Annotated in this window: 18 protein-coding genes; 3 read left to right on the top strand and 15 right to left on the bottom strand. The window is 69.9% G+C overall.

Annotated elements, in window-relative coordinates; translation table 11 throughout:
- Nucleotides 1-183: 183 nt before the first annotated feature.
- From gyrB to FZ938_RS30095, 5 genes are all read right to left on the bottom strand, one after another.
- Nucleotides 184-2,673 (bottom strand): DNA topoisomerase (ATP-hydrolyzing) subunit B, encoded by a 2,490-nt coding sequence (gene gyrB, locus FZ938_RS30115; protein ID WP_149201845.1) that lies wholly within the window; start codon nucleotides 2,671-2,673, stop codon nucleotides 184-186.
- A gap of 90 nt (nucleotides 2,674-2,763) precedes the next feature.
- Nucleotides 2,764-3,960, bottom strand: coding sequence for a DNA replication/repair protein RecF (gene recF / locus FZ938_RS30110; protein WP_149201844.1), 1,197 nt, complete (start codon nucleotides 3,958-3,960; stop codon nucleotides 2,764-2,766).
- 64 nt (nucleotides 3,961-4,024) lie between these two features.
- Nucleotides 4,025-5,155: a DNA polymerase III subunit beta gene (gene dnaN, locus FZ938_RS30105; protein WP_109073268.1), complete on the bottom strand. Its 1,131-nt coding sequence runs from the start codon at nucleotides 5,153-5,155 to the stop codon at nucleotides 4,025-4,027.
- A gap of 158 nt (nucleotides 5,156-5,313) precedes the next feature.
- Nucleotides 5,314-7,050, bottom strand: coding sequence for a hypothetical protein (locus tag FZ938_RS30100; RefSeq protein WP_149201843.1), 1,737 nt, complete (start codon nucleotides 7,048-7,050; stop codon nucleotides 5,314-5,316).
- Nucleotides 7,051-7,219: 169 nt separating this feature from the next.
- Nucleotides 7,220-8,095, bottom strand: a complete 876-nt coding sequence (locus FZ938_RS30095) for an SDR family oxidoreductase (protein WP_149201842.1) — start codon at nucleotides 8,093-8,095, stop codon at nucleotides 7,220-7,222.
- 107 nt (nucleotides 8,096-8,202) lie between these two features.
- Here FZ938_RS30095 and FZ938_RS30090 point away from each other — a divergent pair, with 107 nt between their 5' ends.
- The gene (locus FZ938_RS30090; protein WP_149201841.1) at nucleotides 8,203-9,057 is read left to right on the top strand and encodes a tetratricopeptide repeat protein; all 855 of its coding nucleotides are present in this window, start codon (nucleotides 8,203-8,205) and stop codon (nucleotides 9,055-9,057) included.
- 194 nt (nucleotides 9,058-9,251) lie between these two features.
- Entirely contained in the window at nucleotides 9,252-10,121 is an 870-nt protein-coding gene (locus FZ938_RS30085) for an alpha/beta fold hydrolase (protein WP_149201840.1), read from the top strand.
- Between the two features lie 61 nt (nucleotides 10,122-10,182).
- Here the strand turns inward: FZ938_RS30085 and trxA are convergent, their stop codons facing one another.
- From trxA to FZ938_RS30040, 9 genes are all read right to left on the bottom strand, one after another.
- Complete coding sequence (gene trxA / locus FZ938_RS30080; protein WP_085087204.1) at nucleotides 10,183-10,506, bottom strand: thioredoxin TrxA; 324 nt, start codon at nucleotides 10,504-10,506, stop codon at nucleotides 10,183-10,185.
- Nucleotides 10,507-10,655: 149 nt separating this feature from the next.
- Entirely contained in the window at nucleotides 10,656-14,180 is a 3,525-nt protein-coding gene (addA, locus tag FZ938_RS30075; RefSeq protein ID WP_149201839.1) for a double-strand break repair helicase AddA, read from the bottom strand.
- A gap of 97 nt (nucleotides 14,181-14,277) precedes the next feature.
- Nucleotides 14,278-14,547, bottom strand: coding sequence for a BrnA antitoxin family protein (locus tag FZ938_RS30070; protein WP_211101202.1), 270 nt, complete (start codon nucleotides 14,545-14,547; stop codon nucleotides 14,278-14,280).
- Nucleotides 14,525-14,851: a BrnT family toxin gene (locus FZ938_RS30065; protein ID WP_246457898.1), complete on the bottom strand. Its 327-nt coding sequence runs from the start codon at nucleotides 14,849-14,851 to the stop codon at nucleotides 14,525-14,527. The genes FZ938_RS30070 and FZ938_RS30065 overlap by 23 nt, the downstream gene beginning before the upstream one ends.
- A gap of 187 nt (nucleotides 14,852-15,038) precedes the next feature.
- Nucleotides 15,039-18,002 carry a double-strand break repair protein AddB gene (addB, locus tag FZ938_RS30060; protein WP_149201846.1) on the bottom strand — a complete coding sequence of 988 codons (2,964 nt, stop codon included), beginning with the start codon at nucleotides 18,000-18,002 and terminating at the stop codon, nucleotides 15,039-15,041.
- 76 nt (nucleotides 18,003-18,078) lie between these two features.
- On the bottom strand, nucleotides 18,079-18,831 hold the full coding sequence (locus tag FZ938_RS30055; protein WP_149201837.1) for a nucleotidyltransferase family protein: 753 nt from the start codon (nucleotides 18,829-18,831) through the stop codon (nucleotides 18,079-18,081).
- A gap of 1 nt (nucleotide 18,832) precedes the next feature.
- A complete protein-coding gene (locus FZ938_RS30050; protein WP_149201836.1) occupies nucleotides 18,833-19,861 on the bottom strand; it encodes an aminoglycoside phosphotransferase family protein in 1,029 nt (342 codons plus the stop codon).
- A gap of 11 nt (nucleotides 19,862-19,872) precedes the next feature.
- Nucleotides 19,873-20,355 carry a tRNA (adenosine(37)-N6)-threonylcarbamoyltransferase complex ATPase subunit type 1 TsaE gene (gene tsaE, locus FZ938_RS30045; protein WP_149201835.1) on the bottom strand — a complete coding sequence of 161 codons (483 nt, stop codon included), beginning with the start codon at nucleotides 20,353-20,355 and terminating at the stop codon, nucleotides 19,873-19,875.
- A gap of 55 nt (nucleotides 20,356-20,410) precedes the next feature.
- Complete coding sequence (locus FZ938_RS30040; protein WP_149201834.1) at nucleotides 20,411-20,830, bottom strand: hypothetical protein; 420 nt, start codon at nucleotides 20,828-20,830, stop codon at nucleotides 20,411-20,413.
- Nucleotides 20,831-21,118: 288 nt separating this feature from the next.
- Between FZ938_RS30040 and FZ938_RS30035 the strand changes: the two genes are divergently transcribed.
- Complete coding sequence (locus FZ938_RS30035; RefSeq protein WP_149201833.1) at nucleotides 21,119-22,156, top strand: NAD(P)/FAD-dependent oxidoreductase; 1,038 nt, start codon at nucleotides 21,119-21,121, stop codon at nucleotides 22,154-22,156.
- A gap of 35 nt (nucleotides 22,157-22,191) precedes the next feature.
- On the opposite strand, the gene FZ938_RS30030 is transcribed toward FZ938_RS30035, so the two are convergent.
- On the bottom strand, nucleotides 22,192-24,402 hold the full coding sequence (locus FZ938_RS30030; protein ID WP_246457590.1) for a PAS domain-containing sensor histidine kinase: 2,211 nt from the start codon (nucleotides 24,400-24,402) through the stop codon (nucleotides 22,192-22,194).
- Nucleotides 24,403-24,579: the final 177 nt, after the last annotated feature.

Below are 24,579 nucleotides of genomic sequence, written 5' to 3'. Positions count from 1 at the left end.
CGCTCGAAGGCGGTGATGGACCGGCAGCGCAAACAGAAAGGGCGGAGCCTTGTGGCCCCGCCCTCTTTGCTTGCTCTCAGGGTCCGGAGAGGAACCCCGCCGTCTCCCGTGAGACAACGGTTAAAAGTGTCTCAAACATAGGATCCGGTTTCTCATCTTTTGCTTAAATGACCAACACACCAATCACACGTCCAGGTTCGACACCTTCAGCGCGTTTTCCTGGATGAACTCGCGGCGCGGCTCGACGATGTCGCCCATCAGGGTGGAGAAGACCTCCTCCGCCTGATCGGCGTGGCTGACGCGGACCTGCAGCAGCGAGCGCTTGGTCGGGTCCAGCGTGGTTTCCCACAGCTGGTCCGGGTTCATCTCGCCCAGGCCCTTGTAGCGCTGGATGGTGACGCCGCGGCGGCCCAGTTCCATCACCGTGTCGAACAGGGCGACGGGGCCGGTCAGGGCGCGGGTTTCCTTCTGCTTTTCGAAGGCCTTGCCGGCGGTGCCGAACACACGCTTCAGGTCGGCGGCCAGCCCGTCGAGACGGCGGGCCTCGCCGCTCTTCAGCAGGTCGGCGTCGAACAGGTGGCGGTGGGTGACGCCGCGCCGGGCGCGGATCACGGCATAGCCGCCCTGGGGCAGGGCCTCGCCGCGCCAGCCGCCGTCGGCGTCCATCGTGTTCATCCGCTCGGCCACCGCCTTGGCTGCGGCCTCGGCCGCCGCCTTGTCGTCGGCCAGGGCGCCGGACAGGGCGCCGGCGACCGCCGCCTGTTCCACCACCATGGCGTTGCCGACCTTCCGCGACAGCGTGTCGATCGCCGGACGCGCGGTGCGGGCCTGATCGACCAGACCGGACAGTTGGTCGCCGATCAGCAGGGTGCCGTCGGACAGCTGGACCGACAGGTCGCTCAAAGCGGCCTCGACCAGATACTCTTCGAGCGCCCGGTCGTCCTTCAGGTAGCGTTCCTTGGCGTTGCCGCGCTTGATGCGGTAGAGCGGAGGCTGGGCGATGTAGAGATAGCCGCGCTCGATCAGGTCGGGCATCTGCCGGAAGAAGAAGGTCAACAGCAGGGTGCGGATGTGGCTGCCGTCCACGTCCGCGTCGGTCATGATGATGATCTTGTGGTAGCGCGTCTTGTCGGCGTTGAACTCGTCGCGGCCGATGCCGGTGCCGAGCGCCGCGATCAGCGTGCCGATCTCCGCCGAGCCGAGCATCTTGTCGAAGCGCGCCCGTTCCACGTTCAGGATCTTGCCGCGAAGCGGCAGGATGGCCTGGAACTGGCGCGAGCGGCCCTGCTTGGCCGAGCCGCCGGCCGAGTCGCCCTCGACGATGAACAGCTCCGACGACGCCGGGTCGCGTTCCTGGCAGTCGGCCAGCTTGCCGGGCAGCGAGGCCATGTCGAGCGCGCCCTTGCGCCGGGTCAGCTCGCGCGCCTTGCGGGCGGCCTCGCGGGCGGCGGCGGCCTCCACCACCTTCTGGACGACGCGGCGGGCGTCGGCCGGATGCTCCTCGAAATACTGGGCCAGCGCCTCGCCCACCACCGCCTCGACGACGGGACGGACCTCCGACGAGACCAGCTTGTCCTTGGTCTGGCTGGAGAATTTCGGATCGGGCACCTTCACCGACAGGACGCAGGTCAGGCCTTCACGGGCGTCGTCGCCCGACAGGTTGACCTTCTCCTTCTTGGCGATGCCGGATTCATTGGCATAGTTGTTGATGGCACGGGTCAGCGCCGCGCGGAAGCCGGCGAGGTGGGTGCCGCCGTCCTTCTGCGGGATGTTGTTGGTGAAGCAGAGCGTCGTCTCGTGGTAGCTGTCGTTCCACTGCAGCGCGCATTCCACCGTCACCACGCCGCCATGCTCGGTCGGGCGCTCGTTCTTCAGGGTGATCGCCGGCTTGTGCAGCGGCGTCTTGGAACGGTCGAGCCAGTTGACGAAGGCTTCCAGGCCGCCTTCGTAATGCAGGTCCTGCACCTTCGGCTCCACCCCGCGCGCGTCGGTCAGAACCAGACGGACGCCGGAGTTGAGGAAGGCCAGTTCGCGCAGCCGGTGTTCCAGCGTGGCGTAATCGAATTCGATGTTGGTGAAGGTCTCGGCCGAGGGCATGAAGGTGACTTCGGTGCCCGACAGCTGCTTGCCCTTCTCCGGCACCATCGGCGCCTCGCCGACATCGGCCAGCGGCGCCTCGGCGACGCCGTGGCGGAAGCGCATGGTCCAGGTGCGGCCGCTGCGCCAGATGCGGAGGTCCAGCGTTTCGGACAGCGCGTTCACCACCGACACGCCGACGCCGTGCAGGCCGCCAGAGACCTTGTAGCTGTTCTGGTTGAACTTGCCGCCGGCATGGAGCTGGGTCATCACGACCTCGGCCGCCGAGACGCCTTCCTCCGAATGGATGTCGGTCGGGATGCCGCGTCCGTTGTCGCGCACCGTGACCGATCCGTCGGCGTTCAGCAGAACCTCGACCTTGTCGCAATAGCCGGCCAACGCCTCGTCGATGGCGTTGTCGACCACCTCGTACACCATGTGGTGCAGGCCGGACCCGTCGTCGGTGTCGCCGATGTACATGCCGGGGCGTTTGCGCACGGCATCGAGCCCGCGCAGAACGGTGATCGACTCCGCCCCATAGTCCGCCTGTTGGGGCTCCGACTGCGGGAGGTCGTTCTTCAGTGCTTCCTGTGCCATGCGTCGACTATAACAGATTCGGTTGTGGATTCGGCGGTTTAGCGTGCGTGAACACGGCTTTTTTTTGGGTCTTGGCCCGAATTTCCACCCCTATCCGGGGCGGATGTGGGCGTCTTCGATGCGGAACCGGCGGGCGTCCTCTCCAAGCGGGTCGAAAACCCCTTCGTCGGTGCCGGTCATCCAGGCCTGGGCGCCCAATGCCAGGATTTCGCCGAACAGCGCGGTGCGCCGTTCGGGGTCGAGATGGGCGGCCACCTCGTCCAGCAGAAGGATGGGTGCCGCCCCGCGTTCGGCCGCCAGCAGCCGGGCGTTGGCCAGCACGATGGCGATCAGCAGGGCCTTCTGCTCGCCGGTGGAACAGAGCGCCGCCGGCATGTCCTTGGGGGCATGGCGGACGGCGAGGTCGCTCTTGTGCGGTCCCACCGTGGCGCCGCCGCCATCGGCATCGGCGCGGCGGCCCATGCGCAAGCTGTCGCGCAGCGCATCCTCCGCCGCCAGCGCCGGACCTTCGTCCAGCCAGCGTTCCACCGTGCCGGCGACGGCGAGGTCGGCGCCGGGGAAGGGACCGACCGAGCGGGCGCAGGCGGCGCGCAGCCGTTGCACCACCTCGCGCCGCGCCGCGGCGACGGCGATGCCGGTGGTCGCCATCTGGTCCTCCAGCGCGCCGAGCCAGCCCTCGTCGAAGCGGCCGTCGCGCAGCAGCCGGGCGCGTTCGCGCAGCGCATGTTCATAACGGGACAGCCGCCCGGCATGGGCGGGGTCGAAGCCGAAGACCAGCCGGTCGAGGAAGCGCCGCCGTCCGCTCGACCCTTCGAGGAACAGGCGGTCCATCTGCGGGGTCAGCCAGACCATGGCGACATGGTCGGCGAGCGCGGTCTGGCCCTTGGCCGGATGGCCGTCGATGCGGACCAGCCGGCGGTCGCGGTCGGAGGTGCGATTGCCGTCATGGGGTTCGCGGCCGGTGCCGATCTCCACCGGACCCATCGGGGTGTCGAGCATCGCCGCCACCGCCCAGCCGGCGCCGGGGGGCGAGCCCAGCCGCTCCACCTCGGCCAGCCGGGCCCCGCGAATGCCGCGGCCGGGGGCGAGGAAGCTGACGGCCTCCAGCAGATTGGTCTTGCCGGCCCCGTTCGGGCCGATCAGGGCGACGGGGCGGCGGTCGGGTTCCAGCCGTGCGGAGTCATAGCCACGGAAACGCGTCAGCGTCATCCGCCGCACCGCAAGAGCCGGGGCCAAAGCCGTGCCCAAAGCCGAATTGGGGGCGGACACCGGGGTACCGCCGCTCATCGAAACTGCCGTGTGCTGCAACTGGTCCGTTCCGCCTGGGGCGGGGAGGATCCCCGCAGCCCCATCACACACGCATCGGCATCAGGACATAGAGCGCGGTGGAGTCGGCAACGTCGCGGATGATGGTCGGCGACGCGGCGTCGGCCAGCGTGAACTGGGCGCCCTCGCCCTCGATCTGCTGCGTGATGTCCAGCAGATAGCGAGAGTTGAAGCCGATTTCCAGCGGGGACTCGGCGTAATTGACCTCCAGCTCCTCGGTGGCGCTGCCCGATTCCGGGCTGGTGGCCGACAGGGTCAGGGCGCCGCGGACGAGCGACAGCTTCACCGCCCGGCTCTTCTCGGTGGAGATGGTGGCGACGCGGTCGACGGCGGCGGCGAACAGCTTGGCGTCCACCTCCATCACCTTGTCGTTGCCGACCGGGATCACCCGCTCATAGTCGGGGAAGGTGCCGTCGATCAGCTTGGAGGTGACGACGACGCTGTCGAAGCCGAAGCGGATCTTGTTGTCGGACAGCGACAGCTCGATGCGGTCGGCGGCCTCATCCACCAGCTTGCGGATCTCGGTGACGGTCTTGCGCGGGATGATGACGCCGGGGATGCCCTCGGCCCCGTCCGGCAGCGGCATCTCGACCCGGGCCAGCCGGTGGCCGTCGGTGGCGACGGCACGCAGCACCGGCGTCTCCAGGCTGCCCATCTTGCTCTTGGCCGCGTGCAGGTAGATGCCGTTCAGGTAATAGCGCGTCTCCTCGGTGGAGATCGCGAAGCGGGTGCGGTCGATCAGCCCGCGCAGGTCGGCGGCGGCGACCGAGAAATTGTGCTTCAGCTCGCCGCTGGACAGCTGCGGGAAATCCTCCACCGGCAGGCAGGACAGCTTGAACTGCGACCGGCCGGCGCGCAGCGTCAGGATGGTGCCGTCGCCGCCGATGTCCAGCTCCACCTGGCTGCCGTCGGGCAGCTTGCGGACGATGTCGAACAGGGTGTGGGCGGGGGCGGTGGTGCCGCCGGGGCGCCCGACCGTCGCCGGGACGGTCTCGACGATCTCCAAATCCATGTCGGTGGCGGCCAGCGACAGTTCGCCGTCGCCCGCGCGCAGCAGGACGTTGGACAGGATCGGAATGGTGTTCCGCCGCTCGACCACACTCTGCACGTGACCCAGGGAACGGAGAAGGGCGGCGCGTTCGATGGTGATGTTCATGCTGGCGTCGTCTCGGCGGGAGGAGTGACTGAAAAGCGGGACCACCGGGGTTGCGGGCCGTTGTCCGGCCGTCCCGCCCCGAGCGGGCGCGCATCATACCACATCGGTGGTTGCGTCGAACCACTTTGTTTGGGTTGGGGACATCGGCCGAAGAGCGATCACTCCCCCCGCCGCCTGCCCTCATGCAGCCGCAGAATGTCGACGAAGTCCGCGCTCTGCCAGTTGCGCGACCGGCTCAGTTCACTGCGGACGCTGGCGACGAAGGCGTTGATCACCGCCCATTCGTCGTCGGCGATCTCCCCGACATCCTCCAGATAGCGGAAGACGACCCGGTGCAGGCCCTGGCTGACCGGGCTGATCCAGCCGTCCACCGTTTCGCCCATCGCCGCCATCAGCCGGCGGATGCGCAGCATGTGCGCCATCCGGTGGGCCGGCTTCTCCTGGGGTTCGGCCTTCATCGCCTGGATGAAGGCGAGGCGGCCGGTCTCCACCGCATAGAGGCGCAGCGACTTCAGCTCCGGGTTGGCGTAGCCGGCATTGCCGAGATAGCGGCCCCAGCGCCAGACCAGTTCCAGCAGCCAGACGATGTCCTCATGGTCGGGCACCGGGGCGTGGCGGGCGTTCATCGCCGCCTGCAGCCGGGCGGCCAGCGCCGGCATCACCGTGCCGGTCAACTCGCGGCTGACCGCCGCCAGTTCCGCCCGCAGTGCCGGGCCGGTGGAGCGGCTGGCGAGGAAGCCGGTGCCGGACAGCGCCGTCAGCGCCCGGTCGAAGCGCTCCACCGCCTCGTGCAGCAGGGCGCGGGTCGGGGCGGGGGCCGACAGCACGCCGCCGTCCTGAATCTCCATATCGCCGAACATGCCGTCCACCACCTCGCGGATGGTGATGCAGGCGGCGTTGAAGTGGCAGAGCAGGGCGCGCAGCAGCGGGTGCGACTCCCGCACGGCCGGGCCACCCGAACCGACATGTTCGCGCACATGGCGGAGGAACACGTCGTAACGCCGCTTGACGTTCAGCCCATAGAGCGGGGCGAACCAGGCCAGCACCTGCGACTGGTCGCGGAATGGCAGGCCGAGATCGCGCACCCGGCGGACGAAGCCGACCATCAGCGCCGACTGGCAATCGACCTCGGCGGACCGGGAATCGCCGGCGCCCTGCATCTCTTCAATATCGCGGCGCATCCGCTCGGTCAGCGGCACCAGCACCTCGTTGTGCTCCAGCAGGGCGCGGACGAAGCCCAGCAGGTCGCCGTCGACCGGCGCCTTGCGGCCGAGATACTGGGTGCGCAGCCGGGCGTCGTGGTGCGCCTCCTCGTTCGCCAGCGCCAGGAAGCGGTCGGTCAGCTTGCGGTCGCCGACCATGGTGTAGAGGAAGTCCAGCGCCTCTTTCCGCATCAACTCGCGCATCACCATCGCGTCGGGGCTGGCCAGCACGGCGTCCAGCATCGCCTCGCGCGCCATCGCGTCCAGCCGGCTCTGCACCTCCGCCGCAAGGCCCGGAAAGGCATAACGGGTCAGCGCCGCCCAGATGCCGCCCATGTCCACCCGCTGGATCAGCGCCGGCACCGACTCCGGCGAGCGGTAGAGGATCGGGTCGTCGACCAGGAAGGGTTCGAACAGGCTGGTGAACAGCCGCCGCGCCTTCATCGGCCGCAGCCGGTTGAAATGGTCGACCAGCGCGTCGCGCAGATGCCGCGCCCGCTCGCCGTTCGGGCTGGGCGCCCCTTCCACCGCGTCCAGCACCGACCGGATGGCGTGCATGGGGATGCGGGCGACGACCTCGTCCATCTGGCGGCGGAAAGCGGTGGCATCCATCATGTCCCTGGCCACCATGTCCTTGGCCGCCGGAAGACCGGCGGAGGGGAGGGAGGTTGTGACCGTCGGCGTGCTGCTCATGCGCCCAACACCTCGCAGGATCGTCGTCGCCTGGACGCTCATGATCCCGGGAGATTATTAAATAACCTTTGCTATTTCCATGCGTGTCTTCGGCCGGGTTTTATGATTATCGGAATATGACTGACAATTGCTTTGTAATCTTAGGTTTACTTTTTGCCCGAGTCTTCGGCTATAGCCCCGCCGCCAGCTGTGCCTCCAACCCGGCGCGGTAGTCGGGATAGGTCAGGGTGACGCCAAGCTGGCGCTTGATGCGGTCATTCTTCACCCGGCGGCAATCGGCGTAGAAGCTGGCGGCCATCGGCGACATCTCCGCCTGATCGAAGGGCACCAGCGGCGGCGGTTCCACACCCAGCAGGCGGCAGGCGTATTCCACCACCTCGTGCGACGGGCTGGGCAAATCGTCGGCCACATTGTAGATGGCGCCCAGCGTCGGCCGCGCCATCGACGCGCGCAGCGTGTTGGCGATGTCGTCGACATGGATGCGGCAGAAGACCTGACCCGGCTTGTCCACCCGCTTGGCGATGCCGTCACGCACCGAATCGATGGCGCTGCGGCCGGGGCCGTAGATTCCGGCCAGCCGGAACAGATGCATCGGCACGCCATACTGGCGGTAGAGGTTCAGCCAGCCGCGCTCCGCCTCCACCCGCCGCTTCTGCCGCTCGCCGGTCGGCTTCAGCCAGGACGCCTCGCTGACCCACTCGCCGCCGGTGTCGCCATAGACGCCGGTGGTGGACAGGTAGCCGGCCCAGTCCAGCGTGCGCAGGTCGGCCAGATCGCGGGCATGCTGGTCCAGCACCGGGTCGCCCTTGCCGTCGGGCGGGATGCTGACCAGCAGATGGGTGGTGTCGGCCAGCGCCGCCTTGGCATCGGCCAGCGGCCGGCCGCGGTCGAACAGGAAGGCCTCGATGCCCTGGGATTCCAGCGCCGCCTTCTTTTCCTCGCTGCGGCAGGTGGCGGCGATGCGCCATCCCTCGGCGCGCAGCCGGTCGGCGAAGACGCGGGCGGTGTAGCCGGGGCCGAAGACGAACAGGCGGGGATCGGTCATCGCGGGCGTTCCGGTTGGGGCGGTAAACGGTGTAACGCCGGGCTCGGCCACCGGATTGGTGTGGGGGGCTTGCACCCTGCCCGGCGATGGCGGAGTGTAAAGGCACCATGACCCGACGCAATCTTTACCTTTCCGCCGCCCTGGCGCTGGGGCTTCTCGCCGTCCTGCCGGCTCCCTCGCGGGCAGCGCAGGCGGCCTCCACCGGGCCGTCCTCCGGGCCGCCCTCCGGCCTCGACCGCAACCGCGAACTCCAGGCCTGCGCCGCCAAGGCGGAGGCCAACCCCGACGGCGCCAAGGCCGACGCGATGCGCTGGCAGGAGCAGGGCGGCGGCGACTTCGCCAAGCTCTGCTACGCGCTGGCGCAGTTCCATGCCGGCGAGTTCAAGGCGGCCGGAACCCAGATGGAGGCGCTGGTGCCGACGCTGGGCAAGGACGACCCCAGGGCCGCCGCCTCGCTGCTCGGCCGGGCCGGCTGGGCGTGGCTGCGCGCCGGCGACCAGGGGCGGGCGGAACGGCTCTACAGCGCGGCGCTCGACAAGACGCCGGGTGACGTCGACCTGCTGATCGACCGCGCCTTCGCCCGCGCCGAGGGTGAACGCTTCTGGGACGCCATCACCGACCTCGACGCGGCGCTGGCCCGCGATCCCCGCCGGGCGGACGCCTATCTCTACCGCGCCACCGCCCAGAAGGCGCTGTCCAACTACCGGCAGGCACTGGCCGACATCGACCATGCGCTGGAACTGAAGCCCGGCGACCCGGAAGCGATCCTGCTGCGCGGCAACGTCAAGGCGCTGGGCGGCAACCTGCCGGCGGCCCGCGACGACTGGTCGCTGGCCCGCCGCGTCTCCCCCGACAGCGAATGGGGCCGCGCCGCCGCCGACAACCTCGCCCGGACGGCGGAGGTCGCCGGGGGCAAAGGCAAAGACGCAGGTAAGGATACGGCAAAGCCGAAGTCTCCCTGATATGAAGTCTCCCTGGTAAGGGGGCATCTGCGGAAAACGGATGGCCTCAAGGCTTTTCCGATGCAGGCACGGGCTGCCGGAGTTTCTCCGGCGGCCCGTTTCGCCGTTTGGCCTTCTGCCGTCCTGACCAGGACCGTGGGAGGAACCCCGCCGCCCATGCCGCGGTTCTCCCAGGCACAGCCGGGGAGGGCGCGATGTTCGAAGGATTCACTCTGGAGACCGTTGAACTGCCGGATGCGACCTTGCGGGTCCGTCATGGCGGGCAGGGCAGTCCGGTCCTGCTGCTCCACGGCCATCCGCGCACCCATGCGACTTGGCACCGGGTGGCGCCGCTGCTGGCGGCCTTCCACAGCGTGGTTTGCCCCGACCTGCGGGGGTTCGGCCAATCGTCGAAGCCGGCGGACCGGCCCGACCATGCCAACTCGTCCAAACGGGCCAAGGCGCTGGATTGCCTCGCCCTGATGCGGCACCTCGGCTTCGACCGCTTCGCCGTCGTCGGCCACGACCGCGGGTCCTACACCGCCTTCCGTTTGGCGATGGACCATCCGGCGGCTGTCACCCGTCTCGCGCTGCTCGACAGCGTGCCGATCCTGGAAGCTCTGGAGCGGTGCGATGCCCGCTTCGCCCAGGCATGGTGGCACTGGTTCTTCTTCGCCCAGCCGGACAAGCCGGAGCGCGCCATCCTGGCCGATCCCGACGCCTGGTACGGCGGATCGGCGGAGGCGATGGGGGAGGAGGCCTACCGTGATTTCCGCGCGGCCATCCACGATCCGGCCACCGTACATGGCATGCTGGAGGATTACCGCGCCGGGCTGGGCATCGACCGCGACCACGATGCGGCGGATCGCGCGGCCGGCCGGCGGCTGAACTGCCCGGTGCTCGCCTTATGGTCGTTGCGGGACGATCTGGAGGAACTTTACGGCGATGTCCTGGCGGTCTGGCGACCCTGGGCGCCGGATCTGCGCGGGCGCGGCCTGGATTGCGGCCATCACATGGCGGAGGAACTGCCCGAAGAGCTGGCGCGGGAGCTTCTGGAGTTCCTCAGCACCCAGCAGGACACATGAAAAAGCCCCGCCGCGGTGACCGCGGGCGGGGCTTTTCCTGAACCTGGACCAGTCGGACCGCTTACAGCGCCGAGTCGACCCACTGGAACAGCGCACCCTTGGGCAGGGCGCCGATCTTGGTGGCGGCAACGCTGCCGCCCTTGAACAGCATCAGCGTCGGAATGCCGCGCACGCCGTACTTGGTCGGGGTGTCCGGGTTCTCGTCGATGTTCAGCTTGGCGACGGTGACCTTGCCGTCATACTCGCCGGCCAGCTCGTCGAGCGCCGGGGCGATCATCTTGCAGGGGCCGCACCATTCCGCCCAGAAATCGACCAGGACCGGGCCGGTAGCCTTCAGGACGTCCTGCTCGAAGCTGTCGTCGGTAACCTTGATGGTGGTGCTCATGTGACCTCGTGCTTTGAGTCGGAAGCGCCGCGGACCGGTTGTGAAAGGCCGGCGGGCATCGCCCCGTCAGTGGAATTGAGCAAAATGTAGGGCGGAGGCGCCCGGCCGGTCAAGTCACCCCATCTTTCGGGTGACCCGCCGGCCCTCCCTCACCCCGCCCGCGGGGCCAGTCCCGCCGCCGCCGCGTCCAGCACCGATGGCGGCAACTCCATGGTGTAGGGACCGTCGGTCCACAGCAGCACGCAACGCACCCGGCGCCCCGGATAAACGGCGCGCAAGGCCTCGCGGTAGGCCGCCATCTGGCGCCGGTAAACCATTGGCACGTCTTCCAGATCCCGTGGCGGCGGCCGGTTGGTCTTATAGTCGACGATCCACACCGTATCGCCGGTCAGCGCCAGCCGGTCGATGCGGCCCTGCAACGTCCGGCTGGCTTCGCCCAGCGCCACCACGCCGACCAGGGGAACCTCCGCCCGCGAGTCCGGGCCGAACAGATGCGCGAACTCCGCATGGCTCAGCACCGCCAGTGTCTCCCGCGCGATGGCGTCCTGCTGCTCCGGCGTCAGCTTGTGCGCCGGGCGGGCCAGGAAACGGCGGCAGGCGGCCTCCCGTGCCTCCTCGGCCAGACTGGGCAGCGTCTGCAACAGCCGGTGGACCAGCAGGCCGCGGCGGAAACGCTGGCCGTCGTCGTTGCCAAGCGGGGAGCGCACCGCCGGCTCCTCGCCATCGGGGCGCGACGGGGTCAGCGGGCGCGACGGTTCCGGCTCACCCGGCGCCGGTTCGGCGATCCAGGGCGGCGGCGGCTCGGCCGATGCGCTCTCCTCCGTCTCGACATGGCGCGGCACCACGGCGGTCTGGGGACCGATCAGCCGCCAGCCGTCGCCGGCCCAGCCATGCGGGCAGAGATCGGTGAAGTCGAAGCTGTGCGGCACGCCGTTCTCGCGCATCGCCTCCTCGACCAGCCGGTACCAGCAATCGTCGGACGGTTCACGCTTGCCCTGATGGCCGCAGATGTAGAGCCGGTCCTCCGCCCGCGTCAGCGCGACATACAGCAGCCGGCGATATTCCTGGTCGCGCCGCCGGTTGGCCCGCGCCCGCGCCTCGGCGCACAGCCCGTCCTCCTGGCTGCGCCGGGCGGCGAACAGCGGCACCGGGCAGTTCTCGTCCGGCCACAGGATCGGCGGGCTCTGGGTCGGGCTGCCCAGCGTGTCGGGCAGGAAGACGATGGGCGCCTGCAACCCCTTGGAACCGTGGACGGTCATGATCCGCACGGTGCCGCCGCCCTGCTCCAGCTCGCGCTTGATCTCGGCGTCGCTGGCCGCTAGCCACGCCAGGAAATTCTGCAGGGACGGCGGCTCGGTCTTCTCGAAGGCGAGGCAGACGGCCAGGAACTCCTCCAGCGGGTCCTGCGCGTCGGGGCCGAGCCGCTTCAGGATCGCCCGCCGCCCCGACCGGCCGTCGGCCGGGCAGGGCCGGTTCAACAGGCCGGCGAACAGCTCGTAGGGGGCGGAGAAGTCGGTGCGCGCCAGCAGGTCGCCGAGATAGCGCCGGGCCGGGCGGAAGTCCGGCTCCGTCTCCGCCAGCGCCACCAGAGAGCGCCACAGCGTGCCGCGCCGGCCGTGGGCGACGCGGAACAGCTCCTCCTCGGTCAGCCCGATCAGCGGACCCTTCAGCACGGTGGCGAGCGTCAGATCGTCGTCGGGGAGCAGCAGGAAATCGGCCAGCGCCACCAGATCCATCACCGCCAGCTGTTCGGTCAGCACCATGCGGTCGACACCGGCCACCGGCACGCCGCGGTCCTTCAGCGCGCGGACCAGTTCGGTGACGAAGGCGGTGCGGCGGCGGACCAGCACCATGACGTCGCCCGGCTGCACCGGCCGGCCCTTGGCCTCCAGCGTCTCGCCGCTGTCGATCCAGCGATGCACCGTCGCCGCGATGACCGAGGCGAGGCGGGCCGACGGCGAATCGGCGGACTCGCGCGCCACCGGCGGCGCCCAGGCCGGCGTCTCCGTCGCCTCCACCGGCTTCACCGGCGGCCACAGTTCGACCAGACCGGCCTGCCCGCGGCGGAAGGCGCGGTGGCGGATGACCGGGCTGGCGTCGGACGCCACGCCGTCGCGGGCGCGGTCCTGCGCGAAGACGGCATCCACCGTCTCCAGCACCGCGGAGGTCGAGCGGAAGGAGATGTCGAGGTCCACCCCGGCCCACAGCCGCTCCGCCGACTCCGCCTTGTCCTGGAAATGGCGGCGCATGCGGGCGAATTCGGCGGGATCGGCGCGCTGGAAGCTGAAGATCGACTGCTTCTCGTCGCCCACCGCGAAGACGGTGCGGATCTTGCCGTCCGGGGCGGCGGCCTCCAGTTCGGCGAAGAACTCGCCGGCCAGGGCGGCGACGATGGCCCACTGGTCGGGGTTGGTGTCCTGCGCCTCGTCGATCAGGATGTGGTCCAGGCCGCCGTCCAGCTTGTACAGCACCCAGGGCACCCGCGGCGCCTTGCCGTCGCCGCCGCTCAGCAGCCGGTTGGCCGCCAGGATCAGGTCATCGTAATCCAGCAGGGCGCGCGCCGCCTTGCGCTCGCGGTAGGCATCGAGCATCGCCTGCGCCAGCGTCAGCAGCGCGGTGGTCGATGCCGCGACCCCGGCGGCCTTCACCCGCTCCGATATCTCGACCAGCCGCTCCGCCTCCTTCTGCAGGGACAGCAGAGCCTGCGGGTAGGCGGTGGCCGGCTTCTTGGTTATCAGGGTCTTGCGCGGGCTTCCCTCCGCCGTCAGGAACAGGCGCTTGTAGGCCTCGAAGGCCCGCACCCGGCGGTCGGCGGCGTCCAGCCAATGCTGGATGGCGATGCCGCGCTCCTGGTCGCCGGCGCTGCCGCCCGACAGCGCCCGGCAGGCTTCGCGCAGGGCCGGCGGGTCGCAATGGTCGTCGTGGCAGGCGTGGGTCAGGATCGACTCCTCGGTCACGCCCGCCGGCACCCCCAGCCGGTCGTGGATGGCGTCGATCAGCCCGTCCAGCCCATGGAAGTCCTTCAGCAGCCGTTCCACCTGCCCGCGCTGGCTGGCCAGTTCCGCCAGCAGTCCGGCGAAATCCTCGGCGTTCAGGTCGCCGGTCAACCGGTTCATGGCGCGGCCGAGCGGGCTGTCGGGCTCGGTCCGGCCGGCATGCAGCACGGCGTCGCGCGCCTCGGTCAGCAGCCCGTCGGCGGTGCGGTCGTCCATCACGTCGAAATGCGGCGCCAGCTCGGCTTCCAGCGGGAAGCGGCGCAGCAGCGACTGGCAGAAGGCGTGGATGGTCTGGATCTTCATGCCGCCGGGGCAATCCACCACCTGGGCGAACAGCCGCCGCGCGTTCAGCCGCGCCTCCATCGACGGGCGCTCGCCGCACAGGTCGGCCAGCCGGTCCTCCAGCGCGTCGTCGGGCAGGGTGGCCCACAGGCCGAGCGTCCGGTTGATGCGGATCGCCATCTCCGCCGCGGCGGCCTTGGTGAAGGTCAGGCAGAGGATGCGCGCCGGCGGCGTGCCGGACAGCATCAGCCGCAGCACCCGGTCGGTCAGCACCTTGGTCTTCCCCGACCCGGCCGACGCGCCGACCCACACCGATGCCGTCGGATCGGACGCCCGCCGCTGCGCCACATTGGGATCGAGCGGCAGAGTACGGGGGGACAGGTCGGTCATGGTCATGAACGGGGCTTCCGGTGCCGGGGCAGGGCCGGATGCTGGTCCAGATGCCGGGGCCAGGGCAAGGGCGAAAGATCAGGTGAGCGGGTCGGACCAACCGTCACTTCGACAGACCAGCCACTTGGCGCAGCGCGGCGTTGATGCGGGTCTGCCATCCCGGCCCGGTTTCCCGGAAATGCTTCAGCACGTCGGCGTCCAGCCGTAGCTTGATCGCTTCCTTGGGCGCATCGGCCGGCGGGCGGCCGCGACGGGCCGGCTTGCCGCCGTCCATCACCGTGCCGCGTGCGAACATCTCGTCCGTGATTTCCGGGATTTCGTCGTATTCCTCAGGCTGGATGACGTGTTCGTCAACCTTCACCAAGTCGCTCATCACAGAGTCTCTGCCCAAAGCGCGTTTGCTCCCGGTCAGTGGCCTTCCTCATCGAAATGATGCGGCGAGCGTCTTCCGCCTGCGTCCAGACCACGATCACCATCCGCCGTCGCAGATGCCCGACCGATATGATGCGGGTCTCGCCATAGTCGAACCGCTCGTCCGGAATATCGATCGTTCGGCCAGCGAAAACCTCGGCCGAGTCGGCGAAGTCGAGGCCACGCTCACACAGGGTCCGGTCACGCTTGGCGGGATCGAATGTAATCTTCAGGAGAATTATCGTACCCCCGCAAAATCCCGGCAACAAGAGATTTTATGGGGGTACGATAAATCGGGTTGCGGCAACCTCTCTGACGCCGTCACGGTCGGTCATGAGATGCCTTACTCCGTCCCCCCGGTCCGGTCGATGTGTTGCCGGAAATTGAAAGACCACGTGCAAGTGTATGGAACCGGGAAGGAGACTGCAATCTTCAGGTTGATTTATTGATGACTTACTCTCCCTCCCCGCCGCCCGACGACCATTCCTGGACGCGGGCGAGATGGGCGTAGTCGGTATAGCGCGGCGCCATGGCCGGCCTTGGACGCGAGCGGTAGGGCGTGTTCGGGTTGTCGAACTGCGCGATCAGCGCCTCCAGCCCGGCCCGCGCCTCCTCGCCCAATGCCGCCGGGTCGCCCTTCACCGGCTTCTCCTCGCCGGCCGGGTCGCCGCCGGACAGGCGCCAGAAGGTCAGCTCGGCCACCGCGCCCTTGTCCACCCCGCTGAACCCGCCCGCCGCCGCGATGGCGGCCTCCAGCGGCAGCTGAGGGGCGAAGCCAAGCTCGATCTCGCGCGTGCTCGGCGGGGTGCCGGTCTTGTAGTCGATCACCACCAGCCCGTCGGGACCACGGTCGATGCGGTCGGCCTTGGCGGTCAGGGTGAAGGGGCCGCCGGGGCCGGACAGCTCCAGCCGGCCCGGCACCTCGGTCGCCAGCGGGCGGAGGCGGGGCCGGCGCTCGCGCTCCAGATCGACGAACCAGCCGGCCACCCGCTCGAATCGCGGCCACCAGAAGGCCCAGACGTCGGGATGGCTGCGCAGCAGCGGGCCGAAGCGCTCCCGCCCAAGCGCGATCAGCCGGTCGAGCGCGTCGGGAGGCAGCGGCCCCGGATATTCGCGAACGAAGGCGTCGAGCGTATCGTGGATGATCTGCCCACGGTCGGACGCTCCCGGATCGGCGGCGATGGGGTCGAGCTTGTTCAGATCCAGGGTGTAGCGCGCATAGATGGCGTAAGGATCGCGCATCCAGGTTTCCACCGCCGTCACCGACAGCTTGCGCGGACGGGCGGTCAGCGGCGGGCGCGGTTCGGGTGCCGCCACCGGCTGCACCCGGTCCGGCTCGTCCAGCCCGCGCGCCCAGCCGAGCCAGCAGGCGCCGCGCTCCTCGATCACACCGTCCAGATCCACCGCCTTCAGCACGGTTTCCAGCCGCAGCAGCCAGCGCGACGGCACCGTCGGCGTGCCCTCCACCCGCGCCGCGCGGGTCAGCACCACCTCCGGCGCGCCGCAGGCGTGGGCGAAGTCGTGGGCCGACATGCCGACCAGCCGTTCCGGGCTGGGCAGGCCGAAATCGCGTCGCATCGGCCGCGACATCCATGGATCGGCGGATGCCGCCGGCGGCCAGGTCCCCTCGTTCAGCCCGCCCAGGATGGTCAGGTCGAGATGCTGGAGGCGCGCCTCCATCGGACCCAGGATGAACAGGCGCGGGTGCAGGCCGTAACGGGGGCGCACCGCCCGCGCGCTCATCAGCGCATCGAGCAGCGCCGGGTAATCCTTGGCCGGGATCGCCGGGAAGCCTTCCGCCGCGTCGAGCAGATCATGGACGAAGCGCGCCGCCTCCTCGCCGTCGTCCTGCCGCCACAGCCGCTCCGCCCCGGTCAACTCGTCGTCGGCGGCCAGCGATTCGCAGAAGGCGACATGGGCGCGCACGAGGTCGGCCAGCGGCGTGTCGGTGGTCAGCGCCTCCAGGAAGGGGGCGGCGCGCTGGCCGATATCGACCAGCCAGCCGCGCAGGAACTCCTGCTGCTCCTCATGGTCGAAGCGCTCGGCCTGCTCCAGCGCCGCCAGCACGCCGTCGAACCCCTCGGCCGGGCGCGGGCCGCGCAGCACGACGCGCTCCAACGCGCGGGCGGCGGCGCGGAAATCTCCTGAGTCGCGGCCGCCCGCCGCCATCGGGTGCTTGGCCAGCGCCAGCAGGGCCAGCGGATGGACGCGGCTCGCCACCAACTCCGCCGTCAGCCGCAGATAGGTGCCGACCGCGGTGTGGGCGAGCGGCTGGCCGCCCGAGTCGTTGACCAGGATGCCCCAGCGCGCCAGCGCCATGGCGACCCGGCGGCCCAGGTTGCGGTCGGGGGTGATGAGGGCGGCGGTCTTGGTCGGCGTTTCCAGCGCATGGCGCATCAGCAGCGCGATGACCTGCGCCTCTTCCTCTGACGTGGCGGCGTCGATGCGGGTCAGCCCATCCAGCGCCGAGGCATCCACCCCGGACAGCTCGCGCCAGCCCTCGGTGGTCGCCGCCGGACGCATCGCCTCCGCGATCAGGCGGGCGCGGGCGCCGCGCGGCTCGGTCGCGTCGGTCCAGGGCCGCACCTCGTCGCGGGTAACGCCCAGCAGGCGGATCAGCTGCGACAGGCCATGCTGCGGGTGGGATTCGTCTTCTGCGATGGCGTCCCAGATCGTGTCGTCGGCCCCGGTGTCGAGGCCGGGCAGCACCACCGCCCCCTTAGGCAGCCGGGCGATGACCGCCAGCAGTTCCGTCGTCGCGGCGATGGAACCGGTGGAGCCGGCGGCGATCACCATGCCCGGCGGCGGGGCCGCCTGCCAGAGAGCGGCCTGTGTCTCCAGCGCCAGATTGCGGCGCTTGGCCGGGTCGGTCTCCCCGGTCGACTCGAGGATGGCGGGCCACACCTCGGTGATGATGCGCAGGAATTTCAGGGTGACCTGCCAATGCTCGGCATAATCCTCCGGCACCAGCGACTCGAGCTTCTCGAACCCGGCGCGCTCGGTCCACACCGCGTCGATCAGCCGGCCAAGGTCGGCGCCCAGCCGCACCGCTTGCGCCGTGGTCGCCGACAGCCCGTCGGCGCCCAGGATCAGCCGCGCCAGCGTCATCTGCCGATTCAGCGGCGAGATCGCCTCCGGCAGGTCGAGCGGGACGTCGGGCAGCTCCTCCTCGGTCAGGCTGAGGTCGCCGGCGTCGAGTTCGCCAAGCGGCGCCATCCGCGGCAGCAGCGTCGGCTGCCCGCCGGAGCGCCGCAGGAAAGCCGCCTGCAGCGCCCGGCAGGCGCGCCGCGTCGGCAGCAGCACGGTGACCCCGGCCAGCGCCATCGGGTCGCCGCCCACCCGCTCCATGATGCCCGCCGCCAGCATGTCGACGAAGGGCGCACCTGCGGGGATGCTGTAGACTTTGGGGTGGGTCATGGACATGCGATCAGTTCCAAGGGCGGGCTACTTCCCGTTGAGTATAGCTCGGCTTGAGTATATCGCAGCCCAGCCCTCAATGCGCCACCGCCCGCACGCCGCCGATGGCCAGCAGATCCTCCGCTTCCCGAAGTCCGGCGGGCGTGCCGATGTGGAACCACAGGCCGTCATGGGCAAGGCCGAACAGCCGCCCCGCCTGCTGCGCGCGGTCCCAGATCAGGTTGGTGGAGAAGGCGCCGTCCGGCGTGTCCGCCGCGAACAGTTCCGGTTTGACGATCTGCACCCCGGCATAGACGAAGGGCGCCAGCTCGCGCTCGCCGCGACGGGTCAGGCCGCCCAGCGGGTCCATGTGATAGTCGCCGAGCCCGTCATAGCCGACCGACTTGGTCGTCGCCATCAGCAGGAGCAGCGCATCCATCTCCGCCGGGTTCCAGTGCGCGGCGAGGCGGCGCAGGGCCGGCACCGGCCCGTCCAGCCAGAAGATGTCGGCATTCACCGTATAGACCGGCGCCGTACCCAGATGGGGCAGGGCCTTCTTCACCCCACCGCCGGTCTCCAGCAGCGTGTCCTCCGGCGACAGGGTGATGGCGGGGGATGTCCGGCCCTTCAGATGATCGCCGATCATGGCGCCCAGATAGTGGCTGTTGACCACCGCCCGGCCGACGCCGGCCGCAGCCAGCCGGTCCAGCGCATGGTCCAGCATCGGCTTGCCCAGCACCGGGATCAGCGGCTTCGGCATGTGGTCGGTCAGCGGGCGCATGCGCAGGCCCTGGCCGGCGGCGAGCACCATCGCAATCTGGGGCGCGGTATCGGGAATGGTCACGGTCATCTCAGATCGTCTCCGGAACGACGAAGGCGGCACGCGCCTCGGGCGGCAGATGGCGGTCGAACCACGCGGCGACCGGCGCCAACTCCGGCTTCGCCAACTGGGCCTCCAGCAGGCGCCAGACCCGCGGCAGATGGACAAGGTAGGACCGCCGCCCCTGGCTCAGCGCCAGACGGACGAAGATGGCGACGATCCGCGTGTGGCGCGCCGCCCCCAGCACCGCCATGGCACGGCGGAAGGCGGCGGCATCGGTGTCGGGGAAAGCGGCGAGATAACGCGCGACCATCGCCTCGGCCAGATCGGGCGCCACGTCGCGCCGCGCGTCCTCCAGCAAGGAGACCAGATCGTAGGCCCGCGGCCCCCAGCCGGCGCTCTGGAAGTCGATCAGCCCGGCGGCCTTCACCCCCGGCCGATCCAGCCGCATCAGGTTGTCGACGTGATAGTCGCGCAGCAGAAGCGACGGCGCGACGGCGCAGACCGGCTCCAGCACTGTCCGCCAAGCCATATCGAAATCGGAACGATCCTCATCGCTTAAGGTCTTACCCAAAACCACCGGCACATAGGCGTCGATGAACAGCCGGGTCTGCGCGATGAACAGCGCCGGATCGTAGACGGGTAGGGCCAGCCGCCGCGCCGCCCCGTCCGGCCAGCCGCGGTGGATGACGATCAGCGCGTCGGTCGCCATCTGATAGAGCGGTTGCGGATCGGCAGCGTCGGCCAGCAGGCGGGAGAATGTTTCGCTTCCGAAATCTTCCTGGATCGCCAAGCCGCGTTCCACATCGGAGGCAAGCACGGTGGGGACGGACAGGCCGATGGCCGCCAGTTCGGCGCCGATGGCGATGAAGGGCACGAGATCGTCGGCGGGGGCGGGCGTGTCCACCAGGATCAGCGTGCCGCCATCCGCCTTGCGAAGGCGCTCATACCGGCGGGCGGAGGCATCGCCGGCCAGCGGCTCCCGTGCTGCATCGGACAGGCCGTTGGCAGCGAGGAAGGCGGCGATCTCGTCTTCCCGCGCGGCAGAAACGACGGACATGACAGGAGCCATCACAGTGTCCAGTCGGCGGCGGCCACCCGTGCCGCCAGCGCGCCATGGCCGGTCAGCGTGGCGCGGCGGGCGTCGGGGCCGTCATGCTCCATCGTCACCTCGATCCGGTCGGGCGGCAGCAGCGGACCCAGCCGGTCCGGCCATTCGACCAGCGCCACCGCCTCGGCCCGCGCGTCTTCCCAGCCCAGCTCATACACCTCGTCCGGACCCGACAGGCGGTAGAGGTCGAAATGCCAGACCGGGCCGATCGCGGTGTCGTAGGTCTGCACCAGGGTGAAGGTGGGGGACGGCACCTCGGCGTCCTCATGGGTGACGCTGCGGATCAAGGCCCGCGACAGCGCCGACTTGCCGGCGCCGAGATCGCCGCGCAGAGCCACGAGGTCGCCCGGCCGCAGCAGGACGCCCAGCCGGCGGCCCAGCGCCGCGGTGGCGGCCTCATCCGGCAGCGGGAGGGTGACGGTATGGTGGGGAGTGTCCGACATGGCGCGGATACTGTGCGAAGCCGCCGCCCGCCCGCAAGCCGGAAAGAAGGGTGGGTCAGCGGCCGATCCGCCGCTTGGGCGACATCCGGTCTGCCGCCGCCCCCTCCGCCGCGCCGGCCACCACCAGCCGCGGCGCCTTGTTGAAGTTCATGGTGATCATCAGCGTCAGCGCGCCGTTGATCAGGTGCAGCATCTTGTCGGACGCCACCGGCAGGGGGATGCGCCGGCCCATGCAATAACCGACCAGCGCCGCCGTCACCTCGGTGTCGGCCAGCGCCAGCTCGGTCACCGCGCCGTCGTCGTCGGTGATGCTCAGGCGGGTTTCGATGCCCTCCTGCTCCGGCCCCTCGTTGCGGTGATAGACGATCCTGGACACGGTACCGACCGGCAATGTGTCCTTCACCCGCCGCCGCCGGTCCAGTACGGCCCGCACCACTTCCTGGTCGGTGAAGACCAGACACCGAAGTTCCTTCATTCCGGGCCTCCACCCGACCGGCCTCCAGGCAAGGAAAGCCCGGCCATCCGCCGCCGACCTTCACTTTCCGCCTCGCCACCGCCGCGTGCAATCGACAAATTTAAGCGAATTTATGCGAAATTGTTGCTCGACCTCGACGGTCAGCCGCCCCGCCTCGCACGCGACACAGGACCGCTTTCCCCTTGCGGGGGGTTGACCCGGCCGGGAAATGCGGACAATGGAAGGACCGTTCGCCGACCCCTCCGCATCATCCTCCAACCGGCACCCCGTCTCAAGGAATTGGCTTTCATGTCGCAGACCGCCTCCAGCCACGATGTCCTCACCACCGATGTCGTCATCGTCGGCGCCGGCCCCGTCGGGCTGTTCGCAGTGTTCGAATGCGGCATGCTGAAGATGCGCTGCCATGTGGTGGACGCGCTGGACATGGTCGGCGGCCAGTGCACGGCGCTCTACCCGGAAAAGCCGATCTACGACATCCCGGCCCATCCCTCCATCGAGGCGGCCGACCTGATCGACCGGCTGGCGGAACAGGCCGCCCCCTTCTCGCCCACCTATCACCTGGGCCAGCAGGTGGAGAAGCTGACCCGCCAGGACAGCGGGCGCTGGCTGGTGGAGACCAGCATCGGCACGAAGATCGACGCCCAGGCGGTCATCATCGCCGCCGGCAGCGGCGCCTTCGGCCCCAACCGCCCGCCGCTCGACGGGCTGGAGGCGTATGAGGGCAAGTCGGTCTTCTACATGGTGCGCCGCCGCCAGGACTTCGCCGGCAAGAAGGTGGTGATCGCCGGCGGCGGCGACAGCGCGGTCGACTGGGCCATCTCGCTGGCCGACGTGGCGGAGCGCGTCTATGTCGTCCACCGCCGGCCGAAGTTCCGCGCTGCGCCCGAAAGCGTCGCCCGCATGGACGCCCTGGTGCGCGAGGGGCGGGTCGAGATGGTGGTGCCCTATCAGCTCTCCGGCCTGGACGGCGAGAACGGCCAGCTGACCGCCGTGCGCGTCGCCACGCTGGACGGCGAGGAAAAGGCGCTGCCGGCCGACGCCCTGCTCGCCTTCTTCGGCCTGTCGATGAATCTCGGGCCCATCGCCGACTGGGGCCTGGACCTGGAGCGCAGCCACATCGCGGTGGCGCAGCCCGGTTGCGCCACCAACGTTCCGGGCGTCTTCGCCATCGGCGACATCGCGACATATCCCGGCAAGCTGAAGCTGATCCTCTGCGGCTTCGCCGAAGCAGCGCAAGCCGCCCACGCCATACGCCCGCTGGTCTATCCCGGCGAGGCGCTGCACTTCGAATACTCGACCTCGAAGGGCGTCCCCGGCGCGGCGTGAACAAAAAGCCCTCTCCCGGTGCGGGAGAGGGCGCTCTACTCCGCCTTCACCCCGTTCACCGGGGCCCGCACCGGCATGATGCAGCGGACATGGGCGCTGCGGTAGACCCCGGCGCCGCCGGTCTCGTCCAGTTCCAGCCGGCCGCCGTGCAGTTCCACCACGTTGCGGGCCAACGACACGCCCAGCGCCGCCGCACCCTGCGGGTCGGCGTCGGGCGCGGCGGCGCCGCTGACCGACAGGGTGATGCTGCCGTTCAGCCGCTCCCCGGCCAGGCGGATGCGGCGGTCGGACGGCGGGTTGCGGATGGCGCCTACCACCAGGGTGAACAGCGCCTGCTTCAGCCGCTTGCCGTCACCCTCCATCTCGCCCAGCGCCTCCGGCGCCACCACCTCCAGCCGCAGCCCCTCGCGCCGCGCCCAGTCGCGGGTCAGGCCGGCCACCGACTCGAGCAGGTCGGGCAGGTTGACCGCGCCGCGGTCCAGCGTGGTGACGCCGGCCCCCAGGCTGGTCAGGTCGACCACGTCGTCGATCAGTTCCAGCAGGCGCTGGCCGGCCGTCAGCATGCTGCGCACATACTCCATCTGCCGGTCGTTCAGTTCGCCGAAATACTGGTTCGCCAGCATCTCGGCGAAGCCGATGATGCCGTTCAGCGGCGTGCGCAGATGGTGGGAGACGTTGGCGATGAACTCGCTTTTCAGCTGGTCGGCGGCCTCCAGCGCCGCGTTGGAGGCGCGTAGCGCCGTCTCCAGCCGGGCGCCGTCGGTGACGTCGAGATAGCTGTTCAGCACAGCCCCGTCGGGCAGCGGCAGGGTGGAGAACTCCACCACCGACCCGTCGCTGCGCTCCACCCGGCCGGAGCGGACGCTGCGCTCCAGCGTGGCGCCGATCAGCTCCTCCTTCACCGCCTCCCAGGTGGCGGCTTCGCCCGGCCTGTCGGCGACCTTTTCCGCGATCTTGTCCGCCAGCTGCATCTCCAGCAGCGGGCGCATCCGTTCGATGACGTCGGCGATGTGCGGTTCGCCGTGCAGGTCGCCGTCGGCCAGATCCCAGATGCGGGCGAAGGCCGGGTTGGACAGCTTCAGCCGGCCGTCGCCGCCGAACACGGCGATGCCCTCCGCCAGATTGTCCAGCGTCTCCTGCTGCACCGCCATCAGCGTGTTGTAGGAGGATTCCAGCGCCAGCGTGTTGGTCACGTCCTCCAGGATGGTGATCAGCCCGCCCTGCGGGTGCGGCGCGGCCAGATGGCGCAGCGTCGTGCCGTCCGGCAGGTGCAGCATCTCCTCCACCGGTTCCACCAGATGGGTGTAGCGGGTCAGCCGCTCGCGCTTGAAGGTCTGGTAGTCGGCATATTCCGGCAGGCGGCGGCGGGCGCGCAGCTCCTCCAGCAGTTCGGCGTTGGTCGGTTCGGTGCGCAGCCACGCCTCGTCCAGCTCCCACAGCCGGGCATAGGCCTGGTTGAAGAAGGTCAGGCGGGTGTCGGGGCCGAAGATGGCGATGGCGGTGCCCAGCCGCTCCAGCACCTCCGCATGGGCGGTCAGGTGGCGGTCCAGCTCGCCGCGCAGTTCCTCCAGCGGGGTCAGGTCGAGGGCATAGCCGACCACCAGCGTGCCGCCGCCGTCGGTCAGCGGCAGCGGCGCCTCCGTCACCTCCAGAAGGCGGCGTTGGGTGCCGATCACCACGGGGGCACGGTCGGACTGGGCGAAGCCGCCGCTGCGCGCCCGTTCGGCCAGCGCCCGGCCGGCGGCGGTCAGCTCCCGCCCCTCCGTCACCACCGTGTCGGGATCGCCGTCGACGGCGCGGGCATAGGCGCGGTTGCACCAAGACAGCCGCAGCGAGCGGTCGCGCATCCACACCGGCACCGGCAGCGCATCGGCCATCGCCTGCAACTCGGCAAGGCGGGAGCGCGCGGCCCCCGTCGCCTGCTCCTGACGCCGCGTGGCATCGCTGGCGGCGTCGCGGGCGACGGTCACATCCTCGATCCACACCACGTCGCAATGGGTATCGCCGGCCCGTCCGCGCCGGCCGGTCAGCACCAGCCGCCGCCCGTCGGGCGCCGCCGCCTCGCAGCGGAAGGGTTCGCCGTCCCGGCGCAGGCGGGAGAGTGCGGGGGCGAGGTCCGGCACCGTCAGGCAAGCGGTCAGGTCATCGGCATTGCAGATGCCCAGAAGGGCCGCGGCGTCGTCCGATAACGCGCTCTCGCCCTGGTCCGTCCAGACGCACCAGGGGTGCGGCGCGGCGGCCAGCATGGCCCGCCATCGGTCACGGTCTGCAGCGGCGTGATCGGCTTGGCGCCGGGATTCCTTGTTCCAAAAGAAGCCAGCGAGACCGACCACGCTTTTCACCCCCGGGACCGCCGGGCTTTTCGATGGCCCGGCCGAATCTGTCGAAATGAATCAAGAAGCGCAGAGTAGTTCAGCCCTCTC

This window comes from Azospirillum oryzae (assembly GCF_008364795.1).
GTDB classification, from domain to species: domain Bacteria; phylum Pseudomonadota; class Alphaproteobacteria; order Azospirillales; family Azospirillaceae; genus Azospirillum; species Azospirillum oryzae.
Note: the sequence above shows the minus strand (reverse complement) of the source record. Positions and strands in the feature narration are given on the sequence as shown.